The sequence below is a fragment of the Aquirufa antheringensis genome (assembly GCF_004307425.1).
Taxonomy (GTDB): domain Bacteria; phylum Bacteroidota; class Bacteroidia; order Cytophagales; family Spirosomataceae; genus Aquirufa; species Aquirufa antheringensis.
Genome location: NZ_SEWZ01000004.1, coordinates 250,905 through 274,784, shown reverse-complemented (window position 1 = coordinate 274,784; position 23,880 = coordinate 250,905). Strand labels below are relative to the sequence as shown.

At 39.9% G+C, this 23,880-nt stretch carries 21 protein-coding genes; 14 read left to right on the top strand and 7 right to left on the bottom strand.

The genetic code is table 11. From position 1 onward, the window contains the following. Window positions 1–11 precede the first annotated feature (11 nt). Both leuB and EWU21_RS09830 read left to right on the top strand, forming a co-directional pair. Entirely contained in the window at window positions 12–1,085 is a 1,074-nt protein-coding gene (gene leuB / locus EWU21_RS09835; protein ID WP_130896789.1) for a 3-isopropylmalate dehydrogenase, read from the top strand. A gap of 72 nt (window positions 1,086–1,157) precedes the next feature. Beyond that, a complete protein-coding gene (locus tag EWU21_RS09830; RefSeq protein ID WP_130896788.1) occupies window positions 1,158–3,254 on the top strand; it encodes an alpha/beta hydrolase family protein in 2,097 nt (698 codons plus the stop codon). 298 nt (window positions 3,255–3,552) lie between these two features. Here the strand turns inward: EWU21_RS09830 and EWU21_RS09825 are convergent, their stop codons facing one another. Continuing rightward, complete coding sequence (locus tag EWU21_RS09825; RefSeq protein ID WP_130896787.1) at window positions 3,553–4,617, bottom strand: M42 family metallopeptidase; 1,065 nt, start codon at window positions 4,615–4,617, stop codon at window positions 3,553–3,555. A gap of 137 nt (window positions 4,618–4,754) precedes the next feature. On the opposite strand from EWU21_RS09825, the gene pfkA reads away from it, so the two are divergent. Continuing rightward, a complete protein-coding gene (pfkA, locus tag EWU21_RS09820; RefSeq protein ID WP_130896786.1) occupies window positions 4,755–5,729 on the top strand; it encodes a 6-phosphofructokinase in 975 nt (324 codons plus the stop codon). Here pfkA and EWU21_RS09815 read toward each other — a convergent pair. Then, window positions 5,726–6,472, bottom strand: a complete 747-nt coding sequence (locus EWU21_RS09815) for a YdcF family protein (protein WP_130896785.1) — start codon at window positions 6,470–6,472, stop codon at window positions 5,726–5,728. The two genes, pfkA and EWU21_RS09815, sit on opposite strands and share 4 nt — an antisense overlap. Window positions 6,473–6,513: 41 nt before the next feature. Between EWU21_RS09815 and EWU21_RS09810 the strand changes: the two genes are divergently transcribed. Further along, window positions 6,514–7,908: a redoxin family protein gene (locus tag EWU21_RS09810; RefSeq protein ID WP_130896784.1), complete on the top strand. Its 1,395-nt coding sequence runs from the start codon at window positions 6,514–6,516 to the stop codon at window positions 7,906–7,908. Here EWU21_RS09810 and EWU21_RS09805 read toward each other — a convergent pair. Beyond that, window positions 7,905–8,423, bottom strand: a complete 519-nt coding sequence (locus tag EWU21_RS09805; protein ID WP_130896783.1) for a septal ring lytic transglycosylase RlpA family protein — start codon at window positions 8,421–8,423, stop codon at window positions 7,905–7,907. The two genes, EWU21_RS09810 and EWU21_RS09805, sit on opposite strands and share 4 nt — an antisense overlap. Before the next feature lie 154 nt (window positions 8,424–8,577). On the opposite strand from EWU21_RS09805, the gene EWU21_RS09800 reads away from it, so the two are divergent. Together EWU21_RS09800 and ychF are read left to right on the top strand one after the other, a co-directional pair. Then, window positions 8,578–8,895 (top strand): DUF3276 family protein, encoded by a 318-nt coding sequence (locus tag EWU21_RS09800; protein WP_130896782.1) that lies wholly within the window; start codon window positions 8,578–8,580, stop codon window positions 8,893–8,895. A 90-nt stretch (window positions 8,896–8,985) separates the two neighbouring features. Continuing rightward, a complete protein-coding gene (gene ychF, locus EWU21_RS09795) occupies window positions 8,986–10,089 on the top strand; it encodes a redox-regulated ATPase YchF (RefSeq protein WP_130896781.1) in 1,104 nt (367 codons plus the stop codon). A gap of 59 nt (window positions 10,090–10,148) precedes the next feature. On the opposite strand, the gene EWU21_RS09790 is transcribed toward ychF, so the two are convergent. From EWU21_RS09790 to EWU21_RS09780, 3 genes are read right to left on the bottom strand one after another with little or no spacing between them, the layout of a single operon-like run. Continuing rightward, window positions 10,149–11,375 carry a type IX secretion system plug protein gene (locus EWU21_RS09790; RefSeq protein ID WP_130896780.1) on the bottom strand — a complete coding sequence of 409 codons (1,227 nt, stop codon included), beginning with the start codon at window positions 11,373–11,375 and terminating at the stop codon, window positions 10,149–10,151. A gap of 4 nt (window positions 11,376–11,379) precedes the next feature. Next, window positions 11,380–13,245, bottom strand: coding sequence for an ABC-F family ATP-binding cassette domain-containing protein (locus EWU21_RS09785; protein ID WP_130896779.1), 1,866 nt, complete (start codon window positions 13,243–13,245; stop codon window positions 11,380–11,382). Window position 13,246: 1 nt separating this feature from the next. Then, the gene (locus tag EWU21_RS09780) at window positions 13,247–14,806 is read right to left on the bottom strand and encodes an FMN-binding glutamate synthase family protein (RefSeq protein WP_130896778.1); all 1,560 of its coding nucleotides are present in this window, start codon (window positions 14,804–14,806) and stop codon (window positions 13,247–13,249) included. Between the two features lie 90 nt (window positions 14,807–14,896). On the opposite strand from EWU21_RS09780, the gene EWU21_RS09775 reads away from it, so the two are divergent. From EWU21_RS09775 to EWU21_RS09755, 5 genes are read left to right on the top strand one after another with little or no spacing between them, the layout of a single operon-like run. Continuing rightward, on the top strand, window positions 14,897–15,976 hold the full coding sequence (locus EWU21_RS09775; RefSeq protein WP_130896777.1) for an Ldh family oxidoreductase: 1,080 nt from the start codon (window positions 14,897–14,899) through the stop codon (window positions 15,974–15,976). Window position 15,977: 1 nt separating this feature from the next. After that, the gene (mltG, locus tag EWU21_RS09770) at window positions 15,978–17,012 is read left to right on the top strand and encodes an endolytic transglycosylase MltG (RefSeq protein WP_130896776.1); all 1,035 of its coding nucleotides are present in this window, start codon (window positions 15,978–15,980) and stop codon (window positions 17,010–17,012) included. A gap of 1 nt (window position 17,013) precedes the next feature. Continuing rightward, a complete protein-coding gene (locus EWU21_RS09765) occupies window positions 17,014–17,427 on the top strand; it encodes an acyl-CoA thioesterase (RefSeq protein ID WP_130896775.1) in 414 nt (137 codons plus the stop codon). Continuing rightward, window positions 17,420–18,334: a YihY/virulence factor BrkB family protein gene (locus EWU21_RS09760; protein WP_130896774.1), complete on the top strand. Its 915-nt coding sequence runs from the start codon at window positions 17,420–17,422 to the stop codon at window positions 18,332–18,334. The genes EWU21_RS09765 and EWU21_RS09760 overlap by 8 nt, the downstream gene beginning before the upstream one ends. A 1-nt stretch (window position 18,335) precedes the next feature. Next, entirely contained in the window at window positions 18,336–18,959 is a 624-nt protein-coding gene (locus EWU21_RS09755) for an L-threonylcarbamoyladenylate synthase (RefSeq protein WP_130896773.1), read from the top strand. On the opposite strand, the gene EWU21_RS09750 is transcribed toward EWU21_RS09755, so the two are convergent. Further along, window positions 18,956–19,840, bottom strand: a complete 885-nt coding sequence (locus EWU21_RS09750; protein ID WP_130896772.1) for a lysophospholipid acyltransferase family protein — start codon at window positions 19,838–19,840, stop codon at window positions 18,956–18,958. The two genes, EWU21_RS09755 and EWU21_RS09750, sit on opposite strands and share 4 nt — an antisense overlap. A 51-nt stretch (window positions 19,841–19,891) precedes the next feature. On the opposite strand from EWU21_RS09750, the gene EWU21_RS09745 reads away from it, so the two are divergent. The 3 genes from EWU21_RS09745 (at window position 19,892) to fabG (ending at window position 23,874) form a co-directional block, all read left to right on the top strand. Next, a complete protein-coding gene (locus tag EWU21_RS09745; protein ID WP_262707898.1) occupies window positions 19,892–20,488 on the top strand; it encodes a WbqC family protein in 597 nt (198 codons plus the stop codon). A 64-nt stretch (window positions 20,489–20,552) separates the two neighbouring features. Continuing rightward, on the top strand, window positions 20,553–23,126 hold the full coding sequence (locus EWU21_RS09740; protein WP_130896770.1) for an ATP-dependent Clp protease ATP-binding subunit: 2,574 nt from the start codon (window positions 20,553–20,555) through the stop codon (window positions 23,124–23,126). 1 nt (window position 23,127) lies between these two features. After that, the gene (gene fabG / locus EWU21_RS09735) at window positions 23,128–23,874 is read left to right on the top strand and encodes a 3-oxoacyl-[acyl-carrier-protein] reductase (protein ID WP_130896769.1); all 747 of its coding nucleotides are present in this window, start codon (window positions 23,128–23,130) and stop codon (window positions 23,872–23,874) included. Window positions 23,875–23,880 lie beyond the last annotated feature (6 nt).

The window sequence follows — 23,880 nt, the reverse complement described above, 5'->3', positions numbered from 1 at the left end:
TAAAAATAATAATGGCGAAGAAGCATATTTTAATTGTTCCAGGTGATGGAATTGGTCAAGAAGTGACTGAAGTAGGAAAGAAAGTATTAGAGAAAATTGCGGCTAAGTTTGGTCATGATTTTACTTATGACGAAGCATTAATTGGTCACGTGGCGATTGAGGCGACAGGGGATCCATTGCCAGCAGAAACGTTGGAGAAGATGAAAGCATCTGATGCGGTTCTTTTTGGTGCGGTAGGTCACCCGAAATACGATAATGATCCATCAGCCAAGGTTCGTCCAGAGCAAGGATTGTTAAAAATGCGTAAGGAATTAGGTCTATACGCGAATCTTCGTCCGATTAAGTTATTTGATGAATTATTGAGTGCGTCTAGCATTAAGCCGGAGATTTTAAAAGGAGCAGACATTTTGTTCTTCCGTGAATTAACAGGAGATATTTATTTTGGTGAAAAAGGTCGTAAAAATAATGGCGATACAGCGTATGACGTTGCGGAATACAGCCGTTACGAAGTAGAGCGCATTGGTCGCAAGGCTTTTGAAGCAGCTCGTACGCGTAAGAAGCATTTAGTTTCTGTCGACAAAGCGAACGTATTAGAGTCATCTCGTTTATGGCGTGAAGAGATCCAAAAATTAGCGTTGGAATACCCTGATGTAACGGTGGAATACCAATTCGTAGATGCGACAGCGATGTTGTTGATCAAAGATCCTAAACGTTTTGATGTAGTGGTTACTGCGAATTTATTTGGAGATATCTTAACAGATGAAGCATCTCAAATTGCTGGTTCGATGGGTATGCTAGCTTCTGCTTCTATCGGTGATGGTACGGGTGTTTACGAGCCTATTCACGGTTCCGCACACGATATCACGGGTAAAGGCTTAGCAAATCCAATGGCGTCCGTTTTATCTGCCGCTCTTTTATTAGACATTTCTTTCGGAATGAAAGCGGAGTCAGAGGTGGTTATTAACGCAGTGGACCAGGTATTGAAGAAAGGATTCCGCACTGGTGATATCGCTGATGCGACAACAGATAAATCGATGATTTTAGGAACCGATGCGATAGGTGAAGAAATCTTGAAATTGATTTAATCTAATTAACTCGTATTTTTATGCTCAGTGTCCTGCGATGCTGAGCATTTTTTATATTTAGCCATTTCATCTATGAAACATTTATTTTTTTTACTTTTCACTTTTAGTGTTTTAGCCCAAAGCCCTAAAGAGAAAATTCAAGTTACTGATTTACTGAAAATCAAGACAGCAGGCAAACCTATTGTCTCCCCGAAAGGTGATCAATTCCTCTACACGGTTACTTCCATTGTGGATGATCCCGATAAGAAGAATGAATTTGTATACCAGACGCATTTATATCTTGGTAGTCTGCAGACAGGTGAATCGAGAGCCTTAACCTCTGGCAAGAATTCTATCTCATCGCCAGCCTGGAGTCCCGATGGTAGCAAAATAGCTTTCACTCGCGATATGGGTGCTAAATCTCAGGTGTATGTCTTGGATTTAGCAGGAGGGGAGCCTCAGGCGATGACCAACCTACCATTCGCGGTTTCCAATCCAGTTTGGTCTGCTTCTGGTCAGGAAATTTATTTCCAATCTTCATTTACTTTGAAGGAATTCCTTGTGGATTCGGTCTATAATAAGAAAGGTTTAGTTCCGTCTTGGACTTTGGAAAAACCCATGCTTTCAGGCGTAGCTAAGAAATTAAAAGCAAATCCAAATGGAAACCTAGACGAGGTGAGAGCCTACCTAGCTCAGAACGAAGCTGATAAAAAGGCTAAAGTGATCAATCGCCTGAATTTCCAAGAGGAAAGTACAACCACCTCTGATATAAGCATTCCAGCTTACTTTAAGACAAATTTGACAGGAAAAGCTGTTTTATTGAATAATCCATTCTCACGTTGGTCAGATGTAGAAATAGCTTCCAATGGTATCTATGCGGTCATTCCAGCCGATTCATTAGCTCATCCCGATAAAGTATTGGATTCTTATATTGGTTTTGGGTCAAAGGTTATCTACCAAAAAGTAGGATACCGGATGTCCAATTTGACCTTATCTCCTTCAGAAAAATGGTTAGCCTTTCAAGAAGCTAAATCTACTGGAGTTCAAAATGCGGTGCTTCAAATTATCTCCGTGGCTAATCCTTCTCAAATCTATAAGGTTCCCATCGATCGCGTGATTACGCAAGTTAAATGGTCTTCAGATGAAACTAAGCTTTATTTTACCGCACAAAATCAGGGTGGCGCCCCACTTTATGTGTATGATGTAGCGACGAAATTGGTAAAACAAATGACTGACAATAATACAGGTATTTTAGGATTTGATCTGACTAAGGCTGGTTTTGTGTATGCTAAAACAGGAATTGAAAACCCGTCTGAAATCTACCAGCAATCTGCAGATTCTGTTCGCACATTTACTTCATTGAATACGGGTTGGTTAGCTTCTAAAAACATTGTTCGTCCTACGAAGCATACCTTTACAAATGCGAAAGGCCAAAAAGTGGATTATTGGGTGATGAAGCCGACATGTTTTGAAGTGGGTAAGAAATACCCAGTCGTTTTAGAAATTCACGGTGGTCCCTCTGCTATGTGGGGAACAGGAGAAGCAAGTATGTGGCACGAATTTCAGTATTATGCAGCTAAAGGAATGGGTGTAGTGTATGCGAATCCGCGCGGTTCAGGTGGCTACGGTTCTGATTTCTTAGCGGCTAACGTGAAGGATTGGGGTGCAGGACCTACAGCTGACGTGATGAAAGCCTTGGATTTAACTATTGCCGAAGGTTGGGCAGATACTACTCAACTCGCTGTTACAGGTGGCTCCTACGCAGGTTACCTTGTGTCTTGGATCGTGGGTCACACGAATCGCTTCAAGGTAGCGTGTGCACAACGTGGTGTCTATGAGCTTTCAACCTTTATGGGCGAAGGAAATGCGTGGCGTTTAGTGCCAAATTACTTCGGTGGATATCCTTGGGAAAAAGCAACGAAGTCTATTTTAGATAGAGAATCGCCTTATACCTACGTGCAAAACATCAAAACCCCTCTGTTAATTTTCCACGGTGAAAATGATTTGCGGACTGGTGTTATCCAAAGCGAAATGCTGTACAAAAGCCTAAAAGTATTAGGTCGTGAGGTGGAATATGTCCGTCATCCGGGCGGTACACATGAATTAACCCGTTCAGGTAATAACCGCCAGCGTATTGATCAAATGTTGAGGACGTATGAGTTCTTTTCGAGGTATTTGAAAATACAGTAAGTAGTCACAAGTCGAGAGTCGATAGTCACTAGTCGGGAGTCACAAGTCGGGAGTCACTAGTCTATAGTCGATAATCGAGAGTTGTTTGTGATCTTAGTGAATAACACCATATACTATCAAGTACATTTAATAAGTGATTGCTAATAATATGCTACCGACCAATGACTATCGACTATCGACTCTCGACTATCGACTCCCGACTTGTGACTCCCGACTAGTGACTATCGACTATCGACTATCGACTCTCGACTAGTGACTATCGACTATCGACTCTCGACTATCGACTAGTGACTATCGACTAATTAAAATACCTCCAATCCTCTCCACCCTTCACCTTCAACAAACACTGATAGATCAATTCGATCACTGCATTCATATCATCTTTCGCAATGGTCTCTACGGTGGTATGCATATATTTCAATGGCAAACTGATAAGAGCGGATGCGACGCCTTCTGTGGCATAAGCAAATGAATCCGTGTCTGTTCCTGTAGAGCGAGATACGGCCTGTCTTTGGAAGGCTATCTTGTTTTCATCTGCCACATCGATAATAAAATCGCGCACATTATTCTGTACGGCTGGTCCATAACAAATGACTGGTCCTTTTCCGCAGGCCATGTCGCCTTGCGTTTTTTTGTTATACATAGGTGACTGAGTGTCGTGTGTCACATCAGTAATGAATGCTAAATCTGGCTTCAATCGGCGAACAATCATTTCTGCTCCACGTAATCCAATTTCTTCCTGTACTGAATTAACGACGTAAAGCGTATAGGGTAGGGTGATGTTATTTTCTTTCAGTCTTCTAGCGACCTCTGCAATCATATAACCACCTATACGGTTGTCTAAGGCACGTCCTACTAGGTATTTTCCGTTTAATTCCATTAAACCATCTTCGAAAGTAACGACTGTTCCCACGTGAATCCCCATTTCTTCTACCTCCTTTTTATTCGCAGCACCACAGTCGATGAAGATGTCAGCGATGGCTGGTGCTTTGTCTTTGGCAATATCTCTCACGTGAATAGCTGGCCACCCAAAAATCCCTTTCACCACTTTATCTTTCGTGTGAATATTCGCCCGCATGGAGGGCGCAATCAAGGCATCTGATCCGCCGTTGCGACGTAAAAACAGATATCCATTATCATCGATATAGTTCACAAACCAAGAGATCTCATCTGCATGCGCTTCAATGACCACCTTGTAAGGTTGCCCTGGATTAATGACGCCCACAGCAGTTCCGTAGGTATCGATGATTTTTTCGTCGATGAAAGGTTGAATATAATCTAACCAAATTTTTTGTCCACTCGCCTCAAATCCGGTAGGAGAGGCGTTATTTAAATAGGAGTACAAAAATTCGTTTGCGTTCATATGTGCTTTTATTTAATGTGACTAGGTCTCAAATTTACGTTTTTATTGCATTTTTAATACCAAAATTCGAGGTAAAAAGAGAGAAAGATTGTATTTTTGAAAGAATAAAGAGTCTAAGAAATTATACGACAGAAGAGATGAAGAAAATAGCTGTATTTACGTCGGGTGGTGATGCCCCAGGAATGAATGCTTGTATTAGAGCAATTGTTCGAGGTGCTGCGTACCACGGTGTGGAAGTATTTGGGATTGTAAGAGGATATAATGGAATGATTAAAGGGGATATTATTCCTTTGAATTCACAATCTGTTAGTAATATTATTCAGCGTGGAGGGACGATTTTAAAATCAGCTCGTTCTAAGGAATTTATGACAGCAGAAGGTCGTAAGAAAGCCTATGATAAGTTGCAAGAACTAGGGATTGAAGGTTTAGTGGCGATTGGAGGTAATGGAACCTTCACTGGAGCTGAGATTTTTTATAATGAATTTAAGATACCCACGGTAGGTGCCCCGGGTACTATCGATAATGATTTATTTGGTACAGATTATACGATTGGTTTTGATACAGCCGTAAACACTGCGCTAGATGCAGTAGATAAAATTCGGGATACGGCCGATTCACATGATCGCGTATTCTTTATTGAAGTAATGGGTCGTGATTCTGGTTATATCGCCATTCAATGTGCGATAGCAGGTGGAGCAGAGTCTGTGATGATTCCTGAGAATTTAACTTCAGTAGATGAGATTTCTTCTATACTTCAGAAAGGTTTTGATAAGAAGAAGTCATCCTCTATTGTGATTGTTGCTGAGGGTGATGAAGAAGGGAACGCACAGATTGTGGCTAAGAAAATTAAAGACAAAATGGGCGAGAATTTAGATATTCGCGTTACTACTTTAGGTCACATTCAGCGAGGTGGAATTCCTACTGCCTATGACCGTATTCTAGCTAGTCGTTTAGGTTTAGGTGCTTTAGAAGGCTTATTACGTGGAGAGAAAAATGTAATGGCGGGTGTGGTGAATAACCAATTGATTTATACGCCATTCCACGATACGATTACTAAGAAGAAGCCTGTTTCGGAAGATTTAATCCGCATGGTTGAGATTTTGTCTACCTAGGCAAAACCAACAATTTTATAAATGACGTACCCCGCCATTTCCCTGATTAATTCAGCGAATTTACTGAGGTTACGTTCTTGTGGAATAACTAGATCGAGGATACCTGAAGGGGTATCCTTTTTCTTTATGTCTGCTGGGAAGTCATCCACGATAAATCCTTCCTTTGTATAACATGCTTTAGCTCTTGGCATATGCATGGCAGAAGTAACTAATACCATTCGTTCTTTTAAATACGGTTTGAGCATTTTTTTGGTATAGACCGCATTTTCATGTGTATTTCGAGCACTTTCTTCTAAAACAATATCTTCCGGTTTTACACCCATAGCAATGAGTACTTCCTTCACTTTCTTGCTTTCTTGCGTTTCGTCGATCTTTAGACCTTTAATATTGACGTTTCCACCTGTTATAAGGAGTTTTTTTACGATGCCTTTTTTGTAAAGTAGTAATGGTTGAATAAATCGATCTGCTGTTTCACCTGTTCGATAGCCTTCTCCTGCGCGCATCATTCCACCACCTAAGATGATGCACCACTGGTAGTTTTGGGTCAATTTTACTTGAGGACTTTCATAGGCCAAATAACACTGGTTGACAAACCAACCGTTACTACAGAGAATAAGAGCACCTAAAGTGACTAAAATGAGGCGTTTTGTGTATTTACTAAAATAGGCGACTCCCAGCAGGATAAATATCCAACAAAGTGGTTGAAGGAAAAAGTCGATTATTTTAGATAGGATGAAAAACATTGTAAATTTGGAGGTTAGTGACACAAATTTATTCTAATCTTATGAAAGTAGTCAGTACTCTTCTTTTTATTTTCCTCTTTGCTTTTAATTCTGATGCCCAATATGAAATTAAGGGTAAAATAAAAGGTCTCTCTAAATCCGAGGTGTATTTAGCGCATTATTTTGGCTATAACCAACAAGTTATAAAAGATACAGTGGTAGCGAATGAGGTGGGGGAGTTTGAATTTAAAGGTTCTGAGGTTTTACCTAAAGGACTATACTTGATATCCTTTCTTAAATCTAAATACATTGATGTGGTAATTGAGGATCCTCATTTTTCTTTTTCCTTAGACACGACTGATATTTTAAAATCGATCAACTTTGTAAATTCCGCGGAAAATACAGCTTTTTATGTCTTCCAAAGGAGAATGAATAACTTGTATGCCCAGATAAATCAACCTACTCTTTCTCTCACTAGCCGAAAGAATTTACAATTAGAAGTGCAGCAATTTCAACAGCAATGGAAAAAAGCTAATGCTTCTTTATTCGTTTCTAAACTCATTGAATCTTCCTTTGATCCAGAAATTCCAGTCTATTCAGGTAGTTTAAAGTCGAAGGCGGATACGACTAAAATGCAAGTCTATCAGTACCAATACTACAAGAAACATTATTTTGATGGGATGGATCTGGGGGATGAGCGCATGGTGCGTACGCCTTTTTTACAGCGTAAATTAGAACGATTTTTTAAAGATTTAGTCGTTCAAGATCCGGATTCGATTTCGCACGAATCCGATATGATTCTATCAAAAGTTAAAAACCCCGAAGTGCGTCGTTACATCATCTATAAAATTGCGAGTACCTATGAGAACAATCCTATTTTAGGTACAGAAGGGGCATTTGTTCACTTAGCGGAGAAGTATTACATTGGAGAGCCGGCCTTATGGGATACAAGTACGGTAAGGCGAATGAAAGAACGTATAGCAATCATTAAACCTTTACTTGTAGGCAAGCCCTTTCCTAAGATGTATTTGACTGATGTGGGTGGTAAAGAAATTAATATGAGCTCTTTGCCCTTTAAATATACAGTTGTGTTTATCTATGATCCAGAATGCAGTCATTGCAGGATTGAAACGCCTAAACTACTGGCATTGGAAGATTATTTTAAAGCCAAAAATGTGGGAGTTGTGGCTAGTTCTATCGTTCGAGATAAAGTCGCTTGGAAGAAATTTATAACGGAGTTTAATGTAGGCTCTTGGGTAAACGGAATCGATATTCACGTAAATTCTAAAACAGGAAAAGAAGAATTTTATACTGATTTTAGAAAGACGTTTGATGTCTACTCTACACCCGTAGTTTATGTGTTAGACGAGCAAAAAAGGATTGTGGGTAAGCGGATACCAGTAGAAAATTTGAAGGATTTTATTCAATATTGGGAAACAAGACGTAAAAAAGACTAACGTTTGATATATTTTTTGTTTTGGACGTTCTTCTTCATTTTGTACTGCGTCTTGTATTTTAGACGTGATTTTTGGTAGAAATTGCGACTAAATTTGGGGTTACTCTCTAATGAAAGTTTTTGATAAGGGATGAGCATCAATTCATTTTCAAATCCTACTATTTTTATTTTCACTCTTACGAGACCTATTTTCTTGAGGTTTAGTCTCTTTGCTGCCGCTTCTGATAAATCAATGACTCTTCCTTTTTTGTAAGGACCACGATCATTAATCCGAACAATGACACTTTTGCGATTGGCTAGGTTTGTTACTTCAACTAATGTATTAAAGGGAAAACGCTTGTGGGCAGCCGTTAATAAGGTCTTCTTTAATTTTTCTCCGCTGGCCGTTTTTTTGCCATAGAATGAATTAGCGTAAAAAGAAGCGATACCTACTTTTTCGTATCCTAATTCTTGTGCTATAGAAGAAAAGGATAAAAATAGTGCTAAAAATAGTACTATTGAAGGTATTTTTATCATTAAATAGGATGGATGATGATTGTAAAGATGGAGGATTTAGTTGGGAATTAAAAATGACAAGTTTTTAGGTCTCTGCTTAATTCTGGATATTTTTTTTGAGTGAATGAGAATAAATAGTAGATTTACACATTGTGAAACTATAATTTTAATACCAGTGGAAGAAAGAGATAGAGAAGAATTATTTTCTAAACGTATTCGGGCAGGAAAGAGAACCTATTTTTTTGATGTGAAGTCAACCCGTTCTCAAGATTATTACATTACGATCACAGAAAGTCGTCGTCACCAGAAAGAAGATGGCTTCGTATACGAGAAACATAAAATGTTTTTGTACAAAGAAGATTTTGATAAATTTATCGAAGGTTTGAATGAGGCCGTTAATCACGTTAAGACTGAATTGATGCCAGACGTTGATTTCTCCTCGTTTAATCGTGATGAGGACGAGTTTGGGAACAGTGAATTGAAATGGGAGTAATTATCTTTAAAATATTCAAAAAAGCCTCTGAGAAATCAGGGGCTTTTTGATTTTTAACCGTACTTTTGTGCTTTCATTTCTAAAATTACTATGGGATTAACTTGTGGAATTGTCGGATTGCCTAATGTGGGTAAATCAACTTTGTTTAGTGCTATTTCTTCTAATAAAGCAGAAGCGGCGAATTACCCGTTTTGTACTATCGAGCCTAATGTGGGTATCGTCACTGTACCAGATAATCGGTTGAACGTGTTAGCTGAATTAGTGAATCCGAATCGCATTTTACCTACTGTTATTGAGTTTACAGACATTGCTGGTTTAGTAAAAGGTGCTTCGACTGGAGCAGGTTTAGGGAATAAATTCTTAGCTTATATCCGAGAGGTAGATGCTATTATTCACGTAGTTCGTTGTTTTGAAGATGAAAATATTGTTCACGTGGAAGGACGTGTGAACCCAGTAAGTGATAAAGAAATTATTGATTTAGAATTACAGATAAAGGATTTAGACTCTGTAGATAAGAAGATTTCTAAAACAGAACGTGCTGCGAAAGCAGGGGATGCCAAAGCAAAAGCAGAACTAGCTGCCTTGCAACAGTTTAAGTCAACTTTAGAGGAAGGTAAATCAGCGCGTACGGTTGTAATGGATGATGAACTTCGACAAGCGGCAATAGGTGATTTATATTTATTGACTGATAAGCCTGTGATTTATGTGGCGAATGTGGATGAAGCTTCCATTGCCGCAGGTGGCAATCAGTATGTGGACGAGCTGAAAGCGAATGTAGCGCCTGAAAATGCAGAGGTTGTAGTCGTTTGTGCTGCTTTAGAAGCTCAGATTGCAGAAATGGAGGATTTGGACGATCGTGCGATGTTTTTGGAAGAATATGGTTTGACAGAATCTGGCTTAGATAAGTTAATCCGTAGTTCGTATCATTTATTGAATTTGATTACCTACTTCACAGCGGGTGTTCAAGAAGTGCGCGCTTGGACGATACAAAAGGGGTGGAAAGCACCCGCTGCAGCTGGTGTAATTCACACAGACTTTGAACGAGGTTTTATTCGTGCTGAGGTAATTAAATTAGCTGATTATGTCGCTTACAAAACCGAAGCAGGATGTAAAGACGCCGGTAAATTAAGTGTGGAAGGCAAGGAGTATGTAGTGCAAGATGGTGACATTATGCACTTCCGTTTTAACGTCTAAGGACTATCGACTAGTGACTAGCGACTATCGACTAGTGACTAGCGACTAGCGACTATCGACTATCGACTAGTGACCACTGTCGTATACCCCACCAGTGAATCATATCTTGTTCCTGGTTTTTGATAATAAACGAGTACCTCATATAGGTTTTCGGTTTGAGCATGATTTCCCTCTAATGTCACATTAGGGGGATTTTTGCTTTTAAACTGGTAGTTATAAATGCCTTGTTTTAGCATTTGGGTATTTTCTAAGAAACCGGTTGCGGGGTTTAAACGCAATGGAGCATTAAACGTGAAATTATTGAATCCTCCCGCCACAAAGACATCGTTGAGCGAATCTGTAGGCTTTAATCGAAAAGTACATTCTACATAGTCCGCTTGCAATGGATTCTCTTGGTTTTCATATGATTCGACTACATAAGCGCCATTTATGTCATTTCTTTGTACGTATGGATATAGTCCTTGGGCTTGTTCTATTTGGGTGCTGACGGAGTTTATTGTTTCACCTGTTACGATATGATCCACAAAGGAAAGTTTTTGCTGGGAGCTTCGTAGGTCGATGAGTCTAAATTCATTGGATCCAGGAAATGCATTTTCTTGGCCAAAGAAGGGGAATGTTAAGCTGTTTTCTTGAAGATTAAATTGGCCTTCAGGTAATCTTTTTAGCAAGTTCTCTGATTGGTGGTTTTGGCGAACCTGGATACTTAGCTGTTCATCACCTGCGAAATTTAAGCTAGGAGGAATGTGAAGTTTGAAATCGATGGTTTGATGGCTGGTACGTAAGGTATTGGTTTTGGCATACGAAAAAGACGTCTGCACTTTCACGATTTGTTCTGCCACGGAGAATCGAACACATAGAACCGTATCGCGTTTATTCCGTTTATTATACACCATCGCTATGTAATTCCCACTGACTTTTAGGCTTGGAATAGGAACGGCATAGTGTAAATAGGGGACCTTGGTGCCTACCGAAGATTCAGGATTCCGTATCGGAAAATCGTTGAAATCATCCAAATATTCAATGTCTGAAAGAGTGGAAGGTTTCCAATCTGCTTGGCAATGGATTACTCGGAAATAATAGGATGAATAGGAAAGTGCTAAATCATCGAATTGTAATGTTGCATTGGGTGAAGAACCTAAATTCAGTACAACATTCGGATGAAGGAATCTGTCGGCTGTTTGAATAAAGGCCGTTTGAATATTTGAATGATGTGTTCTAGTATCAATTTGGGAGAAAATAGAAAAAGGAAGACCTAGAAAAAGCAAAAGCGAGATATAGGTCTTCATTTTATTAGATTAATGCTTCCCAAGCCGTTGTAGTAGCGGATAAATTAGATTTTTCTGTTGCTAATGATACTTCGAGTTGTTTCAAACCTGCATAATCCGCTTGGTTAGCTAAATCCACCATTTGAGCTTCGATGGCTGAAATTCGATTTTCAATTTCCATAATTTCAGCCTCTAGCTTTTCTATTTGCTTAGCTTGATTAGGCGTTTTAGCTTCTACTGGAGCTAACTCGGGCTTTGCTTTAAGAGCTGCCTTTATGGAAACAGGTTTTGATGTTTCGCGAGTAGCCATCCATGTTTCATATTCATCGAATGAGCCCGGATATTCTTTTATTTCGTGATCCTCAATGTACCAAATCTTGTTAGCGATATTACTTACGAAATAGCGGTCGTGGGAAACGACTACATAGGTTCCTTCGTATTGTTGTAAGGCTTGAATCAAGATATTCACCGATTGCATATCCAAGTGATTGGTAGGCTCATCGAGTAAAAGGAAGTTCGCTTCTGAGATTAATACTTTGGCCAAAGCCACACGGGATTTCTCTCCCCCTGAAAGTACCTTGATCTTTTTGAATACTTCTTCTCCAGAAAACAAGAAACAACCTAATACCGATCGTAATTCCATATCGGTTTTTGTCGTCCCTGTGCCTTTTAATTCATCTATTAAGGTGTTTTCTACCGTTAAACTCTCTAATTGGTGCTGTGCGAAGAAGGATTCGATCACGTTGTGACCAGTTCTTCTTTCACCTTCGATTTGTTCAGTGCCTGAAATGATACGCAATAAAGTCGACTTACCTTTTCCGTTTGCACCGATCAAGGCAATTTTATCACCTCTATTAATGGTTGCAGAAGTATTCTTTAAAATAACCTTTTCTCCAAATGCCTTTGAAATGTGTTCTAAGAATAAGATGAAACGACCCGGTTCAGTTCCAAAGTTAAATTTGAAATTCACCTTCGCTTTTTCATCTATCACATCATCAATGATATCGATTTTATCCAATGCTTTTACGCGCGATTGTACTTGTCTAGCTTTAGAAGCTTTGGCCTTAAAACGCTCGATGAATCGTTCTGTCTGGCGAATCTGAGATTGTTGGTTCTCAAATGCCCCTTTTTGAATCTCATTCCGGAGTGCTTTTTCTTCCATATAGAAAGAATAATTACCCGGATATAAGGTGATTTTAGCGCCAGAAACTTCGGCAATATTATCAATGGTGCGATCTAAGAAATAGCGATCGTGAGATACGACCACAATGGAACCTTCATAATCGTGTATGTATTTTTCAACCCATTCAATGGACGGTAAGTCCAAGTGGTTAGTAGGCTCATCAAGCAGGAGTAAGGCAGGCTTTTGTAATAATAACTTGGCTAACATGACCCGCATACGCCACCCTCCAGAAAATAATTTCAGGGGGCGATCTAAATCGCTCGTGCTAAATCCTAAACCTTCTAATATTTCCTCAGTTCGAGATTGGATCGTATAACCGTCCAAACGCTCGAAATCTTCCTGCAGTTTTGCTAATACATCAATGTCTTTATCTTCATAATTTGTTTCCATCTTATGAAGTACTTTATCAATATCTTTTTGAAGCTCTAACTGCTTTTCAAAAGCCTGCATCGCCACATTCAAAATACTGTCATCCGTTTGATAGGACAAAAGATCTTGGTTTAAGAAACCAATGGTACAATCTCCAGACTTAGAAATCGTGCCACCATCTGGTGTATATTCACCAGAAATAAGGCGTAATAAAGTAGATTTGCCGGTACCGTTCGCACCGATTAAACCGATTTTAGTCTTAGGCTTGATGTGTAAACTAGCTCCTTCGTACAAGGCGCGACTTCCGAAATAGAAGTTTAAATTCGATATTGATAACATATTACAAAGATAGCCGTTTTCTTGCATTTAGACCACCTAAATGCGGACATTTGACTAATTCTTCTAATCCAACGTAGGCTGTTTCCGTTTTTGTATAGCCCAAAGCCTTAGATAGTGCCATGGTTCGGTTATTGTCACCCATCGACCATTCGATATCATCCATCGTCATTTGAGCAGGGTGCTCATATCCACAGGCGTGCGTAATTTCCGCGATTTCTTTCACTAAGGTATAATGGTAACGGTAATAGCGCTCACTTTTTAGAGTCACATCAATACCGGCCTGTAACCATTTATTCGAAGTGGCGATACCGGTAGGGCAGTGGTTTGTGTGGCATTTTTGGGCTTGAATACAGCCAATCGACATCATGGCTTCGCGAGCAATGTGAATGCTATCTGCTCCCATCGCAAAGGCCATTAAGGCTTTTTCCGGGAATCCCAGTTTTCCTGAAGCAATGAAGAAGATCTTATCGGTTAAATTATGACGTTGGAATATCTGGTAAACTTTCGCAAAAGCAAAAGTAAAAGGCATCGAAACGTGGTCAGCAAACGCGTGTGGAGCAGCACCCGTTCCACCCTCGCCACCGTCGATAGTGATAAAATCAGGTCCTTTGCCGTGTTTTTCCATATAGGCAGCTAATTCTTCCCATTGTTCTAATTTACCAATAGCAGATTTTACTCCTACAGGTAATCCCGTTTCAGCAGCCATCGACTCAATGAAATCGACCATCTCTGGGACCGAGGAGAATTCAGAGTGAAAAGCGGGTGACATAGCATCTTTATCCATCGGAATATGGCGTATTTCCGCAATTTCTTTATTGATTTTAGATTTAGGAAGCATTCCTCCTTTTCCTGGTTTAGCTCCTTGCGAAAGCTTTAATTCGATGGCTTTGATGCATGGATTTTCCTTAACCTTTTGCTTTAATTTTTCCATCGAAAAGTGTCCATCTAATTCTCTAACGCCAAAATACGCGGTTCCAATGTTTAACATCACATCAGCACCGTTTTGGTGGTAGGGAGACAAGGAGCCTTCGCCCGTGTTGTGATAGCATCCAGCTAAAAGTGCTCCTTTGTTTAGTGATTCTACTGCTTTTGCAGAAAGTGAACCGTAAGACATCCCGGAGATATTAATGATCGAATAGGGGCGGAATGGCTTCGCTCTCTTGTGATATAAACCAATTACTTTAGCCGCTGGCAGTACTCCTGGATTTTGATGATATAAATGATTCTTTGAAGGATTAAATCCCATCATCGCATTCTTAATGAAAATGTAGCCAGGTGAACTGAAATCTTGATCCGTTCCAAAACCTTGTAAATTATTTTCATTCTTCGAAGAAGCATAGATCCAGGAGCGCTCTTGGCGATTGAATGGTAATTCTTCACGGTTATTGGCAACAATGTATTGCCTTAATTCAGGTCCAATGCGCTCAAGCCAGTATCTGAAATGACCTACAATAGGGAAATTATGTGTGATGGTATGGCTTTTTTGGATAAAAATGTCACGAATGATGACAAGGATAGCAATGAGTGTGATCCAAAACCAGGCGGATGATAATAAGTTCATATGGGTTGATGATTAATGGTTCAAATTTAGGTGCATTTTGGCAATATTATTACCAATAGTTCTAATTATCTTTGTGGTTTAGTTTATACTATGCAAGCAGACTATCATTTATTAAAAAAATACGTTGCCTCTGTTTTTACAGCCATTGGCTGTAGTGATGAAGAGGCGGCTTTAGCCTCGGATGTTTTAGTTTCTGCAGACGCTCGTGGAATTGATTCGCACGGAGTCGCGCGTTTGGCGGGTTATGTTCGCCTTTACGATAACGGAAGATTAAACACAAAACCTCAGGTAAAAGTTTTACACGAAACACCCTCTACAGCTACATTAGATGGTGATCGGGGTTTAGGCCTAATTGTAGCTCCTAAGGCAATGGAAATTGCGTGTGAAAAAGCAGCAATGGCTGGTACTGGTTGGGTGGCAGTCCAGAATTCTAATCACTTCGGTATAGCAGGTTATCATGCCATGAAAGCTTTGCCATCCCAAATGATCGGATGGGCGATGACCCACGCTGCTCCTTTAGTGACGCCTACTTTTTCGAAAGAAAAATTATTAGGAACGAATCCGATTGCGGTGGCTATTCCAGCAAATGAAGAGCCTGCTTTTGTGGCGGATTTTGCTTCCACAGCTGTGGCTTATGGTAAATTAGAAATACTTCAACGAAAAGGACTAGATACACCAGACGGCTGGGTTCAGGATGCTAATGGGGATCCTTCCAATGATTCTTTTGCGATTAAAAATGGTGGGGCATTATTGCCGCTAGGTGGTGATCGCGAACACGGTTCACACAAAGGATATGGTTTAGGTGCTATTGTAGATATCTTATCTGGTGTTTTGTCGGGGGCGAATTTTGGTCCTTGGGTACCTCCGTTTGCGACTGCTGGATTTATGCAAGCGGGAGAAACGGTCGGAAATGGAACGGGTCATTTTTTAGGCGCGATGCGTGTCGATGCGTTCAGGCCAGCGGAGGATTTTACGAAGGATATGGATAAATGGATTCGTCGTTTTAGATCTGCCAAAGCCGTGGAAGGAAAGCAAGTGCTTATTCCAGGTGATCCAGAGCGGGAATTAGAAGCTATTCGTCGTGTAGAAGGCATTCCGTTATTAAAACCGGTCGTAGAAGATTTACAATCTCTAGCCTCTCGTTTTCAGTTAGATTTTAAATTAGATTAATATGGTTTCGAATAAGCGTATCAAGATTTTCATTCTGGTTTTTAGTTTGGTTTCGGCCATGTTTTCCTACTACGTTTGGCAGGTATTCAAAACACCTAATTTCCGAGTAGAGGCAAATCAACCTTTTGAATTATTCATTCCTAAGAATTCGACCTACGAATCGGTACTAGATACGTTAAAAAAGCACGATGTAGTGCGAGATCAATTAAGTTTCCGTTTCTTAGCTAAGGTGTTAAATTATCCAGAGAAAGTGCGTCCGGGACGTTATGTTATTCATAGTGAAATGGGTAACTGGGAGTTGTTACGTAAGCTAAGAAATGGCCGTCAGGATGCCTATAAAGTGGTGATTAATAATTTTCGCTTAAAAGAAGATATAGCCGGTCGAATTGCGCAACAAACGGACTATGATTCGGCTGCTATATATGCTTTTCTTGATTCAACTCAGTTGATGGGAAAGTGGGGTTTTACTTCTGAAACTAGTCCTGCCATCTTTGTCCCTAATACCTATGAGGTGAATTGGACAACTACATTTCCTGAGTTTTTGGACAAAATGAACAAAGCTTATGTGAAGTTTTGGACATCAAAACGTAAGGCAGAAGCACAGAAACTAGGGTTGACGCCAGTTCAGGTCTCGATTCTAGCCAGCATAGTGTACGGGGAATCTAAAAACCCAAAAGAGCAAGCACGTGTGGCGGGAGTTTATTGGAATCGTTTGCAAGCTAATATGCCTCTACAGGCTGATCCTACTGTCGTTTTTGCTTGGAAAGATTTTACGATTAAACGAGTGACGAGTAAATATACAGCACTTAATTCTCCATATAATACGTACAGGAATGCCGGATTGCCACCGGGTCCGATTTCGATTGTGCCGAGTGATGTGATAGATAAGGTTTTGAATTTAGAGCACCATCAGTATATTTATTTCTGTGCCAAAGCTGATTTTTCAGAGAACCATGCTTTTGCAGTTACTTATGAGGAACATAGGAAGAATGCGGCTGATTATCAGAAAGCACTAGACCAAAACAAAATACATTAATATGCTCTCTCACCAGGTTTCTTACCGTGTTTGCTACGCTGATACAGACCAAATGGGCTATGTGTATTATGGTAATTATGCTCGTTTTTATGAGATAGCGCGGGTGGAAACTTTACGAAGCATTGGAGTTAGTTACAAGGTGTTAGAGGATGCTGGAATCGGTTTGCCCGTGTATGAAAATTACTCTAAGTACCACGCTCCAGCTTTGTATGATGATTTATTGCGAATAGAATGTACGTTAATCAAAATGCCTTCAGTTCGAATCGAATTTGAGTACAAGATTTTTAACCAAAGTGAGGCCTTATTACACGAAGGGAAGACGACTTTGGTCTTTATGGAATTAGCCACTAAGAAGGTGGTGAAAGCGCCGGAATGGTTGATTTCGGCGATTTTAGATAAAAGAAGTGATGCTTAGACGGGTTTGGAGAGAAATTCAGGTGTTTTGGAAAGATTGCGAGGAACATTATATCCTGGCCCGAATTCTGACGATTTTATACCAAAAGATTTTTCATTTTGATATTGATGTGCGTGCGGCGGCCGTTGCGTATAATTTTACCTTGGCTGTTTTCCCTACGATTATCTTTTTATTCTCCTTATTAGCTTATATTCCGGTGGATAATTTCGATATCAAGATGGTGAATTTTTTGAAGTCCTCTATCCCGAAAAACCTCCAAAAAGATTTCACTGAATTACTCTTAGATTTGATTCGAAAAAAATCGGGTGGAGTTTTGTCTTTCGGATTTTTATTTGCCTTATATGCCTCTACTAGTGGTATTCAAGCCTTAATTCGTTCCTTTAATTTAACGTATAGAACGAAAGAAAATAGGGGATTAATAAAAGAAAGAGTGATCGCTGTCTCCTTGAATTTCCTTTTGACGTTTGTTTTGATAACGGCATTTTCGGTCTTCATTGTAGGCAAGCTGGTGATTGGGTATCTTAAAGGGAAGGGGCTAATAGATTATGATTTCAATTTCTACATGTTGAATATTTTGACTTATTTCCTGATTTTCGCTATCTTCTTTTTAACTATTTCGATTATCTATTATTATGCTCCAGCGATCACTAAACGCTGGAAATTCTTTAATGCGGGTTCTATTACTGCTTCGGTGCTAACTATTTTAGTCACTAATTTATTCTCCTATTATTTAGTCAACTTTGCGAGTTATAACAAGGTATATGGCTCTATTGGTTCTTTGATAGCCTTGATGGTTTGGTTGTATTTTATTGCGTTGATTTTACTGGTAGGATTCGAAATCAATGCAAGTATTGATCAAGTTAAAGAAGAGCAAGAGGAGTCTGAAACGGATTATTTTTTCGAATAATATGGCAGAGCTCATTCGTCTTTATGACAAGAACAATAGTCAAGCTACTTTAGACCTGATTGTGAAAGCATTGGAAAAGGATGCTGTTATAATCTATAAAACGGATACGATGTATGCCTTAGGCTGTCACATCGGATCGACAAAAGCGGTTAACCGTATTTGTGAAATTAAAGGTATTCAAGCCTCGAAGAATCGCTTTTCCTTTATTTGTTCGGATTTAAGTTCGATTGCGAATTATGCCAAAGTATCTGATTTTGCCTTCAAAACCCTGAAACGGTTCTTGCCTGGCGCTTTTACATTCGTTTTACCAGCTAGTTCAAAGGTTCCTTCTGTACTAGTTCAGGGAAAGAAAACAGTAGGTATTAGAATACCAGATTATGAACCTGTTTTATCTATTGTTTCCCATTTAGGTTCACCTCTTTTAACCACGTCTTTACCTCATGATGATTTAGAAGTAGAAGAGTATACGGATCCAAGTTTGATTATGGAACGATGGGGTCATGCTGTTGACTTGGTACTTGATGGGGGATTCGGAGGTTTTGTTCCTTCCAGTGTGGTGGAAATTTCAAAGGATGCTTTTGAAATTATTCGGGAAGGAGCGGGAGATTGTTCTGAATTTAGTTAAGACCACTTCAGGCTTAATTTGTCAGGTTTTGTGTGCTTCCAGCGTCTATGCGACCACAAATATTGTTCTGGGTAAGCGTTGATGGACTTCTCCAAACGTCGTGCAAAGCGCTCAATGATTTCCCCTGGAGCTAATTCATCAAAAGGGACATTCGCTAATAATTCGTAGGTCATCGTGTATTTCCCTCTCTTTGTGCGAATTAATTCTGCAAATACCACTGGGTATTGGTAGTCTCTCGCAAAGCGCTCCATACCGGTGAAGAAGGCGGTATCTTGGTGTAGAAAGGTGGTCCAATAAGCGCTTTCAGGTTTCTGAGGAGCTTGGTCAGCAGCTAAACAAATGACGCGCGGAATATCCTTTCTTTCCCTCGTTAACAAAACAGACTCTCTTTTTTCTAATAAAACGACATGCCCAAATCGCGCACGCACCTGCTTGGTAAATTCATTGAAGGTGGGATTGTTTAGTTTTTGGTAAATCACATCGTGCGGATTCTTACTCAGCGCTAAACGGTGAATGGCCCATTCCCAGTTACCTTGATGACCAGCTACTAAAATGACGGGTATTCCTTTTTTAATAAAATCAGTTACGATGTCCTCATTTTTAATCTCGAAACGATCAAGCATTTCTTCTTTTGAGATAGAAACCCCTTTAAAGAACTCAACTAATTGATCAGTTAAATAACCATAAAAGCGGTACGTAAGTTTGCCTAATTCTTTGTCTGAAAGCGTAGGGAAAGACTTTTTCATATTCCCCTGGATCACTTTTTTTCGATAGGGAATAAAGTAGTAGAACAGGATGGTACAGAAGGTTGCGAATCCATACAATATGGGCAAAGGTAATCTTCCAATAAGTTTGTACAGAAACAGGGGAGACGCTTTCATTCTTATTATCTTTGTTCTTTCGTTTTACAAATATCCGATTTATTTTTGGGAATGCACATTGAGACTCATTATTTGCCTAGTTTAGAATACATGACTGTTTTGCTACAGCAACCGTCTTTGCTATTCGAGGTGGAAGAAAATTTTCCGAAGCAAACTTATCGGAATCGTTGTTTGATTTTAGGGGCCAATGGGGTGGAGCGATTAACTGTTCCGGTGATTCATACATCTGGAGAGAAAACTAAAACGAAAGATACGAGGATTGATTATACTCAAAATTGGATGAAGCAACATCAAGGAGCTATTCAAGCGGCCTATGGAAATGCACCTTACTATGAATATTTTGAGCCATATTTACGCCAAATCTTTGCAAAAAAAAGGTTTTTTTTAGTAGATTTAAATATTGATCTCTTGAGCTTTGTTTACCGTATTTTAGATGTGCCTCTCGTATGTGAGAAGACGCAAGAATTCGGAGTTTATGATGGTGATAGTGAATATGATCAAATAAGTGCGAAAAAAGACTGGACAACGCGTTCATTCTATCAAAATAAATCCTATCGTCAATGTTTTGGAGCAGAATTTGTTCCGAATTTGTCGATTTTAGATTTACTAATGAATCACGGGAAGGAGTCTTTGACTTTTTTAAAATAAAAGGGAACAATTTAGGGGCATACATGGTTGATGCAGGTAAGTTGTACGAAATTAATAGAACGATATGGAGGCTAAATTTTCGAATAAAGTGAAGGAAGTTATCTCGCTTGCGCGGGAAGAGGCATTACGTTTAGGTCACGATTACATCGGGACAGAACACTTAATGTTAGGGATGATTCGAGATGGACAAGGTCCAGGGATTGATTTATTATTGCGTTCTGGGGTTTCTTTGGATTCTTTACGCCAAAGCATTGAACACTCCACCGCCTCTACCACACGTTCTTCTTTCGATCGCGAGAATATGTTAAATATTCCGTTAACCAAGCAAGCGGAAAAGGTGTTGCGCTTGACGTATTTAGAAGCAAAATATTTTAAAACGAATGTCGTTGAAACAGATCATCTTTTGATGGCGGTTTTACGTGATGAAGATAATGTGGCGACTCAGATTTTGGAGAAATACCAAGTTTACTACGATTTAATCAAGGAAATGGTAGAGTTCCAATCCGGAAATGGTCAGGGTGCAAATCCGAAAGCAAGTTCTGATACAGATGACAATGACGACGATTCGCGTTTATATAGCGCAGGGTCTGGTTCTACTGGGGGAGCAAGTGCAGGTAATACAACAGGTTCGAAACCAGGAGAAAAAAGTAAAACTCCTGTGTTAGATAATTTTGGTCGTGATTTGACTAAAGTAGCAGAAAACGGTAAGCTTGATCCGATTGTAGGTCGTGAGAAAGAAATTGAACGCGTGGCTCAGATTCTATCACGTCGCAAGAAGAATAACCCTATTTTAATCGGTGAACCGGGTGTGGGTAAAACGGCCATTGCGGAAGGTTTAGCCTTGCGAATTGTGCAGAAGAAAGTATCCCGTGTGCTGTTTGGCAAACGTGTCGTTACGCTTGATATTGCGTCCTTAGTAGCTGGTACGAAATACCGTGGTCAATTCGAGGAGCGGATGAAAGCGGTAATGAATGAATTAGAGAAGTCTACAGATGTTATTCTTTTTATAGATGAATTACATACCATCGTAGGTGCTGGTGGAGCTTCGGGTTCATTAGATGCTTCGAATATGTTTAAGCCAGCTTTAGCGCGTGGAGATATACAAGTTATCGGAGCAACTACGCTTGATGAATACCGTCAGTATATTGAAAAGGATGGAGCTTTAGCTCGTCGTTTCCAAACCGTGATGGTAGATGCGACCACAGTCGAAGAAACCATCGAAATTTTACATAATATCAAGGATAAATACGAGGATCATCACCACGTAATTTATACAGACGAATCCATCATTTCTGCGGTTAAATTATCAGACCGCTATATTTCAGATCGTTTCTTGCCAGATAAGGCGATTGATGTATTAGACGAAGTAGGTGCGCGAGTGCACATTTCGAATATTAACGTTCCAGAAGATATCGTTGCGTTAGAAGGCCAAATCGAAATCGTGAAGAAAGAGAAGAACCAAGTGGTGAAGTCTCAGAAATACGAGGAAGCGGCTCAATTACGTGATCGAGAGAAAAAATTAATTGATCAATTAGAGCAGTCGAAAGCGGCTTGGGAGGAAGATTCGAAGAAGCAGAAATTCACGGTTACAGAAGAGAATGTTGCGGAGGTGATTGCGCAGATGACGGGTATACCAGTTAACCGCGTTGCGGCGAAAGAGGGGGAGAAGTTGTTGCAGATGGACGAACAACTTTCAAAGCAAGTGATTGGTCAGCCAGATGCGATTAAGAAATTAGTGAAAGCCATTCAGCGTACGCGTGTAGGCTTAAAAGATCCGAAGAAACCGATTGGTTCATTTATTTTCTTAGGCCCTACGGGGGTAGGAAAGACGGAGATGGCCAAAGTTCTAGCGACCTATTTGTTTGATAAAGAAGATGCTTTAGTTCGTATCGATATGAGTGAGTACATGGAGAAATTCAGTGTATCTCGCTTAGTGGGAGCGCCTCCGGGATACGTGGGTTATGAAGAAGGTGGTCAGTTGACTGAAAAGATTCGCCGTAAGCCTTATGCGGTCGTTTTGTTAGACGAGATAGAAAAGGCACACCCAGATGTGTTTAACCTGCTATTGCAAGTATTAGATGATGGTATTTTGACGGATGGCCTAGGTCGTCGTGTTGATTTTAGAAATACGATTATCATTATGACTTCGAATATTGGGGCACGTGATTTGAAGGATTTTGGATCAGGAATTGGTTTCTCTACGAAGTCTAAGGTGGACAACTTAGATGAATACGCGAAGACAACCATTCAAAATGCCTTGAAGAAAGCTTTTGCCCCTGAGTTCATTAACCGTCTAGATGATATCATCCTATTTAACTCGCTAGAGCGTCCTGCCATCCACCAAATCATTGATTTGATGTTAACGAAGTTAAAAACGCGTTTAGCGAACCTTGGTTTTGAAGTGGAATTAACGGAGAAAGCGAAAGACTTTATGGCGGATAAGGGCTATGATCCACAGTATGGAGCAAGGCCGTTAAATCGTGCCATTCAAAAGTACTTAGAGGATGCGTTAGCTGAAGAGATTTTGAAAGGGGCTTTAGCGGAAGGCGAATACATTGTGGCAGATTTTGAAGAGGGTGCTGATGCATTAACTTTGGCCAGGAAAAAGAAAAAAGAATTAACCAAACAAAAAAAATAATATGTCATTAGTACAAAACAAGGTCGTTTTAGTGACAGGTGCCTCTCGCGGTATCGGTCGGGCTATTGCGACAACTTTTGCCAAAGCTGGCGCCAGTGTAGCTTTCACTTATTTATCTTCCGTAGAGAAGGGTCAAGCATTAGAACAGGAATTAGCTGCTTTTGGTATTACGGCCAAAGGTTATCGTTCAGATGCCTCTTCGTACACGGAATCGGAGAAGTTAGTAGAAGATGTGTTAGCTGATTTTGGAACGATTGATATATTAATCAATAATGCAGGGATTACGCGTGATGGTTTGTTAATGCGTATGTCTGAAGAGCAATGGGATGAAGTAATTCGTGTTAATTTGAAATCAATTTTCAATTTAACGAAGGCGGTTACGAAGCCAATGATGAAGGCTAAATCGGGCTCTATCATTAATATGACTTCGATTGTTGGTATTAAAGGAAATGCAGGTCAATCTAATTATGCAGCCTCTAAAGCTGGTATTATTGGATTTACAAAATCAGTAGCACTTGAACTTGGTTCTCGTAATATTCGTTGCAATGCCATTGCTCCTGGATTTATTGAAACCGAGATGACGGAGGAATTAAACGAGGCCGCTATTGAAGAATGGACAAAATCCATCCCAATGAAAAGGGGAGGACAAGCTACGGAAGTAGCGGATGTTTGTTTGTTCTTAGGTTCAGATATGTCGTCTTACGTAACGGGTCAAGTAATTTCAGTAAACGGTGGTTTATTAACCTAGTTTAGT

Excerpts from the sequence above, each read along its gene's own strand:
- EWU21_RS09775 (WP_130896777.1), top strand. The coding sequence starts at position 14,897 with ATGCAAGCAGACTATCATTTATTAAAAAAATACGTTGCCTCTGTTTTT.
- EWU21_RS09740 (WP_130896770.1), top strand. The coding sequence starts at position 20,553 with ATGGAGGCTAAATTTTCGAATAAAGTGAAGGAAGTTATCTCGCTTGCG.
- EWU21_RS09765 (WP_130896775.1), top strand. The coding sequence starts at position 17,014 with ATGCTCTCTCACCAGGTTTCTTACCGTGTTTGCTACGCTGATACAGAC.
- leuB (WP_130896789.1), top strand. The coding sequence starts at position 12 with ATGGCGAAGAAGCATATTTTAATTGTTCCAGGTGATGGAATTGGTCAA.
- EWU21_RS09810 (WP_130896784.1), top strand. The coding sequence starts at position 6,514 with ATGAAAGTAGTCAGTACTCTTCTTTTTATTTTCCTCTTTGCTTTTAAT.
- ychF (WP_130896781.1), top strand. The coding sequence starts at position 8,986 with ATGGGATTAACTTGTGGAATTGTCGGATTGCCTAATGTGGGTAAATCA.
- EWU21_RS09830 (WP_130896788.1), top strand. The coding sequence starts at position 1,158 with ATGAAACATTTATTTTTTTTACTTTTCACTTTTAGTGTTTTAGCCCAA.
- EWU21_RS09745 (WP_262707898.1), top strand. The coding sequence starts at position 19,892 with ATGCACATTGAGACTCATTATTTGCCTAGTTTAGAATACATGACTGTT.
- EWU21_RS09805 (WP_130896783.1), bottom strand. The coding sequence starts at position 8,423 with ATGATAAAAATACCTTCAATAGTACTATTTTTAGCACTATTTTTATCC.
- fabG (WP_130896769.1), top strand. The coding sequence starts at position 23,128 with ATGTCATTAGTACAAAACAAGGTCGTTTTAGTGACAGGTGCCTCTCGC.
- EWU21_RS09750 (WP_130896772.1), bottom strand. The coding sequence starts at position 19,840 with ATGAAAGCGTCTCCCCTGTTTCTGTACAAACTTATTGGAAGATTACCT.
- EWU21_RS09760 (WP_130896774.1), top strand. The coding sequence starts at position 17,420 with ATGCTTAGACGGGTTTGGAGAGAAATTCAGGTGTTTTGGAAAGATTGC.
- EWU21_RS09825 (WP_130896787.1), bottom strand. The coding sequence starts at position 4,617 with ATGAACGCAAACGAATTTTTGTACTCCTATTTAAATAACGCCTCTCCT.
- EWU21_RS09790 (WP_130896780.1), bottom strand. The coding sequence starts at position 11,375 with ATGAAGACCTATATCTCGCTTTTGCTTTTTCTAGGTCTTCCTTTTTCT.
- pfkA (WP_130896786.1), top strand. The coding sequence starts at position 4,755 with ATGAAGAAAATAGCTGTATTTACGTCGGGTGGTGATGCCCCAGGAATG.
- EWU21_RS09780 (WP_130896778.1), bottom strand. The coding sequence starts at position 14,806 with ATGAACTTATTATCATCCGCCTGGTTTTGGATCACACTCATTGCTATC.
- EWU21_RS09815 (WP_130896785.1), bottom strand. The coding sequence starts at position 6,472 with ATGTTTTTCATCCTATCTAAAATAATCGACTTTTTCCTTCAACCACTT.
- mltG (WP_130896776.1), top strand. The coding sequence starts at position 15,978 with ATGGTTTCGAATAAGCGTATCAAGATTTTCATTCTGGTTTTTAGTTTG.
- EWU21_RS09785 (WP_130896779.1), bottom strand. The coding sequence starts at position 13,245 with ATGTTATCAATATCGAATTTAAACTTCTATTTCGGAAGTCGCGCCTTG.
- EWU21_RS09755 (WP_130896773.1), top strand. The coding sequence starts at position 18,336 with ATGGCAGAGCTCATTCGTCTTTATGACAAGAACAATAGTCAAGCTACT.